This is a genomic window from Catenovulum agarivorans YM01 (assembly GCF_000281085.1).
Lineage (GTDB): Bacteria > Pseudomonadota > Gammaproteobacteria > Enterobacterales > Alteromonadaceae > Catenovulum > Catenovulum agarivorans.
The window spans coordinates 30,758-39,378 of record NZ_JH767542.1 but is presented as its reverse complement, the minus strand read 5'-3'; the positions used below and the strand labels follow the sequence as shown (position 1 = coordinate 39,378).

General features: G+C 39.6%; 4 protein-coding genes and 1 pseudogene. 4 read left to right on the top strand and 1 reads right to left on the bottom strand.

Features of this window, described 5'->3' with window-relative positions; translation table 11 throughout:
* On the bottom strand, positions 1-2,220 hold a 2,220-nt coding region (locus WSC_RS23580; RefSeq protein ID WP_040395312.1), incomplete at its 3' end, for a family 78 glycoside hydrolase catalytic domain.
* Positions 2,221-2,690: 470 nt separating this feature from the next.
* Here WSC_RS23580 and WSC_RS0120180 point away from each other — a divergent pair.
* The 4 genes and pseudogenes from WSC_RS0120180 to WSC_RS23575 all read left to right on the top strand — a co-directional run.
* A complete protein-coding gene (locus WSC_RS0120180; RefSeq protein ID WP_016957773.1) occupies positions 2,691-3,038 on the top strand; it encodes a hypothetical protein in 348 nt (115 codons plus the stop codon).
* 37 nt (positions 3,039-3,075) lie between these two features.
* Positions 3,076-4,335 (top strand): glycoside hydrolase family 88 protein, encoded by a 1,260-nt coding sequence (locus tag WSC_RS0120175; protein WP_016957772.1) that lies wholly within the window; start codon positions 3,076-3,078, stop codon positions 4,333-4,335.
* Positions 4,336-4,578: 243 nt separating this feature from the next.
* Positions 4,579-6,978, top strand: coding sequence for an antiviral RADAR system adenosine triphosphatase RdrA (gene rdrA / locus WSC_RS0120170; protein ID WP_157447372.1), 2,400 nt, complete (start codon positions 4,579-4,581; stop codon positions 6,976-6,978).
* A pseudogene (locus WSC_RS23575) lies at positions 6,965-8,621 on the top strand (hypothetical protein); the annotation flags it as partial. The gene rdrA and the pseudogene WSC_RS23575, both read left to right, overlap by 14 nt.

The following is an 8,621-nucleotide window of genomic DNA, read 5'->3' as shown; positions in this document are numbered from 1 at the left end:
CCTGCCGTAGTGGCCAGTTTCTGGATTATAAAACTCTTTATGGTATTGGGCGGCAATGCGCTCAAATAAAGCTTGGTAATGCTGCGCTTTTTCAGGTTTATTTAATAACGCCGACATTTTGGCCATTAACTCAGCACCGTGTGCTAAAAAGCCTGAAGTCGTCATGGTCGGTAAGGTATATTCTGGATTACAGCGTTTACGTGTCATGCCAGGTTTACGCACTGGATCGCACCAGTCGCCATAACCTTCACGTAATAAATTGTTGGTTAGTTTTGCTTCTGCTGCATCCATGTACTCGACCATGCTTTCGTATTGATTGGCGATTACTTGCAAATCACCATGGTGGCGGTAATGTTCCCATGCAATTATTACTTCAGCTACCGCCCAATCGTAAGTGCCGCCATGCGAACGTTTTCCTGGTACTACAGCTGGTGCGATATGGCTTGAGGTTGCAAAATCACCTAAATATTTTTGCCAAAAATTTTGCATGTTATAGTTGTAATTACCTGTGATCAGCGCTGCATGCGCATCACCGGTCCAACCTGCGCGTTCACGAATAGGGCAATCCATAGGTACTGCCATTAAGTTGCCTTCGTAGCTCCATAGCGCCATGTCGTGAATTCGATTAATCAGCGGATCTGAGCTTTTAAATTTACCGGCAATTTCTACATCACTGCGGAGTAAATGGCCAACAACAGCATCTAGCTCTGGCTTAAAGTCAATTCCAGTAAGCTCCATATAACGGAAGCCATGCCAAGTAAAAGTAGGTGTCCAAGTTGATTGGTCATTGCCAGATGCAATATAGGTATCAACTTGTTTTAACAGTGGTGCACCACCGCCTGATTTTTGGCTTAAATTGCCGTCTATATCTGCCCATTCGCCATAACGCATATGGATAGCTTGGCCAGGTTTTAACTTGAGTTTACTCAAATTAATGGTAGGTACACCGGTAAAGTTTTGACCAAAATCAAACACCCAAACATTCTTCTGTGGTTGGTAAATTTTTATTGGGGTTACTTTTTTCACTGCTCGAATAGGCGGTAAAAGTTGTGGTTCTAAACGTTCTGTTGGCCATTGGTTTAATACTTCTACTGGCTGCCAGTTGGCTAAATTTTGTGTCGAGGTGTTCACATTCCAGTCTTTTACAACTAGGTTAGCATCGTACAATTCGCCCGAGAATAATCCTTCTTTTAAGATTGGAGATGGGTGCGACAACCATTTCTCGTTTGACGTGATAATGTCGCTGCTGCCATCTGCATAGACTACTTCTAGTTGGGCGATAAATTTAGGTTGGCCGAACGATAAGGTTTTTTGAATTTGTTTACCTTTTGCGGCATCCGGATTTGCCCATTTGCTAAAAGCGATATTTTCATCGTACCAGCCGCTGCCTAAATGTACCGCAATGGTATTTTGCCCTTGCGATAGTAGCGAGGTTACTTCATCTGTGTTGTATAAAATGCGTTTGTCGAAATCTGTTTGCCCAGGGTCTGCTAATCTATCATCTACCTTTTGGCCATTGATAAATATTTCGTAATAGCCGCCTGCGGTGCTATGTAGCTTAGCACGCGCCACTTTTTTATCGCTGGCAGTGGTAAAACTGTGACGGAATAAACTGGCGGTTGGTTGCTGTTTTAATTGTTCAACCACGCCCCACTGTGTTTCTAATTTATGTTTTGGCGGTTGTTCGCTAATTGCAGGATGAACATTAGCTGCATATTTCATCCAGTCTAACCTTGCACCTTTTGGCTCTGCGACGGTTCGCTCTTTTACTTGCAACCACTTTGCTTGCCAATCAGCTTTGGTTATTAAACCCATTTCCCAAAAACTAGGCTGGCTCCACGCACTTGGTTCATTGCTTGTGTCTGACCACACTCGTACTTGCCAAACTGCTTTTTGGTTGGCTGTAAGTGGTTTGCCTTGATAGGCAATGTTAACTGAAACGCCAGAGTTTACTTTGCCGCTGTCCCATAAATCTGCTTTACCTGCAGCTAATAGTGCTTCGCTACTAGCAACACGCACTTGATAAGCAGTTTGTGTGCGGACATTTGCATACCACGACAAAGTCGGGTTTGCTCTGTGTACATTGAGCGGCGCAACATTGTCTTCAACCAATAGGTTACTTGGTTGAGTTATTGAATTTAGGTTATCGGAATTTGGCCCACTATTTGAGCATGCCAGCAAACCTAACAGGGTTATTGTTAGTATTAGTTGTTTAATCATTATTTTATTACCAGTGTTATCTTCAACGATAAAAATTTTGATGCAAAAGCACCTTTCTTAACGAAAAGGCGCAGAAGCATAAGATTGATACCCTATTTTAGCTCAGATATAAATATAGGTTGAAAATATGTGATTTAAAATGATTGAATATGTTTATTTTGCGGAAAGTTTGTCAAAAAGGGTCTATCATATAGGGCTAAGCATATTTAACTTTCTAATGGGCTCTTTTCAGAAGCTACATTTCAACAGGATACGGGTTTAAGTGGTTAAGTTTATAATTGCGCTTGCGGTAGTGATAGTTTTTGCCTTGTTTAAAGGGATGGCTCCAGAGATTGTTTCTACCATGCCCAATTGGTTAAAAGGGATGGTTATATTGTTAGCTTTGTTGGGTGGAATCTTTTTATTTATTAGAAAAATTGTTCGCTCGCGGGCTGGTTAGCGTAACTCGAATTTTTATTAAGGTTGCTTACATGGGAAATAAGTATTTAGCTTTTATATTTTTTATGACTTTACTTTTCGGCATATCGATGTCCGTAAAATCGTTTTTATATTTGGGTTTAGTACAAGATAAAGTTGGAGCATTTAGCAATTACGAAACCAGAATTTATGATGTCCGCTACCTTGAGGAGTCATTGTCTGAAGAGCTAAAACCTATTCTTAGTAAGAGCATGGATGCACAAATAATAGACAGACACATGTTGTTAGAGCAAATGGCGCATTTAAAATACAACTTTGCACTTACAGCATTGGCATTTTTGTTACTTTTCCTTGTTTCTATAATTGTTATGCAAAGACGAGTTATAAGCATTAATGATTAATAAGAAAATCTAAATAACCAATATAGGTAGTTTTGTGATGATTAAAAACAAACATCTTCTTCCTTCTTTTCTTGCTGCATGTGTATTAACTGCGTGTAGCACTACTGATAAACAATCATCAGCGCCTGCTGCAAAAGAAAAGGTGCCGAATACAGTCACCTACTCGAAAAAAATTGATTGGCCAGCAGACAACGCAGCTTTTTGTAGTGCGGCATTAGACCAAGCGACCATTCAATATGACGGCTTTAGAAAAGCCTATACAGACCCAACGCAAGTGCCGAGATCGTACAGCAATGGCGTAACTAGATTTGAGCCTAAACTAGGTTGGACAACTGGTTTTGTTGCCGGCAGCTTTTGGAATTTATATGAACATAACCAAAATCAAAGCTGGTTAGACACAGCAACAGAATGGACTCTTGCGTTAAAAGACAACCAATACAACCGCAAAACCCACGACATTGGTTTTATTATTTATGACAGCTTCGGCAATGGTTTGCGTTTAACTAACAATAAAGCGTATGAAGAAGTGATTGTAAATGCTGCAAAAACTTTGATGGAGCGCTACAACCCTAAAATTGGCGTAACCTACTCTTGGAGTTGGGGCACGTGGGAGTTCCCAGTTATTATCGACAATATGATGAACTTGGAATTATTGTACCGTGCATCTGAAATTACTGGTGATCCAACTTATAAAAATGCGGCCATTAGCCATGCAACCATCACAATGGAGCATCATTTCCGTGATAACTACAGCTCTTTCCACCTAGTGAATTACGACAGAGAAACAGGCAAACCAAATTGGAAACAAACTTTCCAAGGTATTGCGGATGACTCTTCATGGTCACGCGGCCAAGGCTGGGGATTGTACGGTTACACAGTTACTTACCGTTATACTAAAGATGAAAAATTCCTAAACCATGCGCGCGGCATTGCCAATTACATATTAACCCACCCAAATATGCCTGAAGATTTAGTGCCATATTTTGACTACGACGCACCTAAATATCCTGATGCAACTTTATACCGAGACTCATCTGCCGCTTCATTAGCTGCGAGTGCCTTGTTAGAACTTTCAACATTTGTTGAAGGGGCCGAATCTAAGCGTTATTACGATGCAGCGATGAAAATGCTACGCACATTATCATCACCGGCTTACTTGGCAGACAAAGGTGAAAATGGTCACTTCTTGCTAAAACAAGCAACAGGCAACTACCCAGCAAACGATGAACTGAACTCACCATTAAACTATGGCGATTTCTATTATTTACAAGCATTGAACCGCTGTAAGGCTTTGTAGTTTTTTAACCTGATATTGGAATTAGTTAAAGGCCTCTGTATTATATAGAGGCCTTTTTGATTGCCCAGCATATAAGGCTTAAGTGCATTGAAGGGTATCTTACTCGGGCTCTATTCCTCAGCAAAGCGTATAGAATAATAACAGTCTTGATACTAGATCAACAAAATTGAGTGTTGCTTGGAGTTGATTATTTTCTCTGAGCTTAGACAAAATTGAATTAACGGATAAGGATCTGCATTAATAATGAATGGAATGACCATTAACTTAGATAAGCCTGAATTCGCTACTTCACTTGAAGGAGATGAGTTTTGGCAAGAGTCTGCATGGAAAAAGTTGTTTTCGATTCTCGAAAAATCGATCGACGTAGCAACAAGCTACGTAGAAATGAAAAATAGTAAAGAAACGGTTGTCTGCCATGATGCAATTTATATCGACGGCGGTAGGGGGAGTGGTAAAACTATTTTCTTAAAAAATGTTCGCCGCCGTTGGGATTTAGAAGGGACAGACAGTAAACGTCTCTTTATAACAAACACAATTGACCCGACTTTGCTGCATAATCACGACAGTTTCGCCAATGTGGTAGTCGCGCAAATTTATAATGAAGTTGAAGACTATATTAAGGCAAACAATGTTACTGAGGATTCTAAACGAAAGTTTTATCAAGCTTTAAAGTTACTTGCAGATGCTATGACCGAAAGTAACGATCTTAAAGGCTACACTGGAGTCGATCGAATTATTAAATACCGCTCTGGCGTTCAATTGGAAAAATTGTTCCATAATTTTATCACTTGTGCTTGCGATGTGTTCAGCTCGAAAGCGCTCGCAATACCAATTGATGACGTTGATATGTCGTTATCAAAAGCGTTTGAAGTATTAGATGTCGTACGCAGGCTATTGAGTTGCCCTCAAATTATACCTATTGTTAGTGGTGACACTTCACTATATGAACAAATAACCGAATTACACTTCAGACAAGAACTAGGCACAAGTTACCGAGGTGAAGTACTTGCGTCTTCGCTTAATAAAGCATATTTGACTAAAATTTTTCCTAACCCTAACCGTATTCGCCTCGCTGGTGTGCAAGAAATTTTGCCAACTTTGAATATTGTCGGCATGATAGGTGTACCCGATTACCGTTCGTTTCAATGTAAACTTCTCGAACGTTTTTATCATTTGACTAACGGTGCGGAACGCAGTCAATCTTGGCCTACACCCGAAACACCGAGAGAAATACAACAGCTGCTTTCTGCAATTAATTTAAGCACCAATCAATCACTCGAAGAAATCGAATGGTCGGCTTTTAAACAATGGGCTGAGCAAAAACAACATGGCGTTGCATACACAAATGCTGAGTCGGTAAAAACTTATTCCCATATCAATTTTGTTGATTTTGATATTAGCCAATTAATTGCTTTTAGTCCAAAAATGCAAAATGCTGCAGGCTTTTCTTGGGCATCAAAAGATTTTGCTAAAGAACAGCAAAGAGCGATCTCTCGTCTTAAATCAGAAAGTGATCAAAAAAGTAATCAAGGTATTTTAGATGCCACTTTGGGCTCGACATATACCGTGTTGAGGAGTTTGCCTCCTGTTGAGTTGTTCAACTTAAAGATGACTGTACCTGGTACTAACGACGGCTCGAGAGTTTTAACTTTGTACACTCATAGAGATTTTTATACCACTATGGGAAACACCACTGCGAAAGTTTTTTTCAGTCGTGCGTTCGAGTTACTTACAGCTTCTCTCATATATACCAAGCAGCATAGTCAAGATGAATGGGAAGATTACCTCCAATCCTTGCTTAACCGACCTCCATTTTACTGTATCCATGCTTTAAATCCAACGAAATATTTTGATGAAGTGCAAAGTTTAAGTTCAAGTCAAGGGAATGAAGATAACTTACCGGATGCAGACACCAACGGTGCGATAATAGAAATTGCGAGTAGCATGGTTCAATGGCAAGAAAAATATAGAAATTTATTAAATGTTTTGGGGACTTCACCTAGTGTTCTTCCGCTAATTCATAGCGTGTTTAATAAGGTATTTACGTCACTACAACTACTGAGAGAATCGGCTGAAATCCCTTACACTGGTGAAACGTTGGAAGATGTTGTTAAAAGGTTTGAATATATCACTGTCAATGCATTTGCGACTTTTTTAGTTACAGATGGGTTGATTGTGAAAGCTAACACGGCACAAAAAGCAAAATTAGAAACCCTAAGAAATCATGCAAATTTTGGTAGTAAAGACCGTGTGGTAGTCAGAAACGTAAGAACTTTAGTTGATTTTAATTCTAAAAAAGCAAAAGACCATGACTCTTATAGAAGTGTTTTGTTAGAGGCCGTTTGGAATCACCCAATTTTTGACGCAACAAACTCACTCAATAGCCACATTCATAACTTATGGATGGATAATTCAGGAATGATTCTAAACAAATTACTTGAAGCCTTAGGCGTAGCGAAACGAAAAGCCGTTAAAGATAAAGCTAGAGCTATATTTAATACTCAAGAAATAGAAAGTCATATTTCAGATCTTGAATCTGAAATTAGTGGACGTAAGTTGGCTGGCGGTTCCAAAGAAATGCAAATTTTGAATGGTTTAAGAGATGCCCTAGAAAGTTTGGGAAGTAAGAATGCAGAGAATTAGTAATCGTTGGTTGATACCTGTTGTTGTATTGACTTCAGACCGATTGTTAAACTTAATTCTATATAATAAATTGAGCTCTCTTGATAGCTACTGTGATGAACTGGCTCTAGCGGCATTTGACTATCAAAGCCTAGTTAAAGCAGACCTGCGAAAAGAGGATGTTAAAATGGCATTTGAGCATTGGTTTGAGGGACAGAGCGAAAATCCAATTGAGTTTAGCTTGGTTAAACTTGCAAACACCTTCCTTGAATGGAAAGGTGATTGCTTTGAAGTAAAAAAGCCATTACTTGAAGACTGGTTGAGTTTAATTAATTATATAGATCCCGCGTGGATCATCGCAACAGCTTTACGTAACACTTTTAGCTTTCCGTTATCAAACGATAAGTTATCTGAAATTTTAGAGAAGCAGTGTCACCTCGCAATACCCAAGCGCTCTTATGTAAATTCATTTTCTGATAATCATGTGCATTTGGGAGGACATGGGAGCTCGTCTCTTTCTCTATTAAACTTTGCTATTTATTTAGACAAAAAGCCAAATAAAAAGGTCATTTGGCCTAAGCGGAATGAGCACGTACTGTTTGAGTCTAATTTGCTCGAAAAGGACGCTTTACCAATTTGGTTAAACGTACTGTCAAAGCAAGCTGCATCATCAATGGCTGCAGATGTATCGATCAATTGTAATTACTATGAATTATTGTCTATCTATTCACATGCCAGCATAGAATACCCAGCTACAAGTGTTATGAGGTATGTATTAGATAGCAACAAGGAAGAAACCAAGCGTTGGTTAGCATTTTGCTTCGAAAGTATCGAAGGGACGCTGAAGCGTAGAAAAAATGCCATTTTAAGCCAGCTTATACTTTGCGCTAATATACTACGTAGTTACATGCTAGTGACAGGCGTGGGCTTAGGTCAGTTTGTTGAGCATTTCGGCTTTAGTTTTCGTAAGCCTATTGACACCAGAGAATTTAATTATGGTGCACACTCATTAACTCATGATCTTGATGGCGATAATCAGCGAGAGTTTCGCGTATCTCCTAATGTAGTTATTAACCGGGCCACTTTAGCTCCGATAGCTTTAGAAAAAATAGCTAGTCACTTGTTAGTTAGAGGAAAATCAAAACATACCCACTTCGTTGTTCATTTTACTAGAGGGTTCACCAAAGATGGCAGTAAAGGCGCTCGTTCTTTTACTCAGTCGCACGAGCATATGCTTGGCTTAGTTAGAAGTTTTCAACAGCTTTTTGCTTCTGGTACCTATGCGTGTCTGACTACTAGCTATCAAAACCTATCTGAACCAGCTAAAAATGTTGATTTAAGGAAATTAATTCGGGGTTTTGATGTGGCGGGTAACGAAAATGAGCTACCTATAGAAGTATTTGCACCCGCACTAAGAGTTTTAAGATCGGGACTTGTGTCACCAACGCTTCCTTTTTCTAACTATATGCGGCGACCTTTTCTCACGGTTCATGCTGGCGAAGACTACAGTCATTTAATCTCCGGGCTAAGAGCTATCGATGAAGCTGTTGAGTTTTGTCAAATGAGTGAAGGCGATAGAATAGGCCATGCACTTGCTTTAGGCGTTGATGTAAAAGCATGGGCACGGCGGCAACAAATAGTTTATATATCGCTCCAAGATCAAT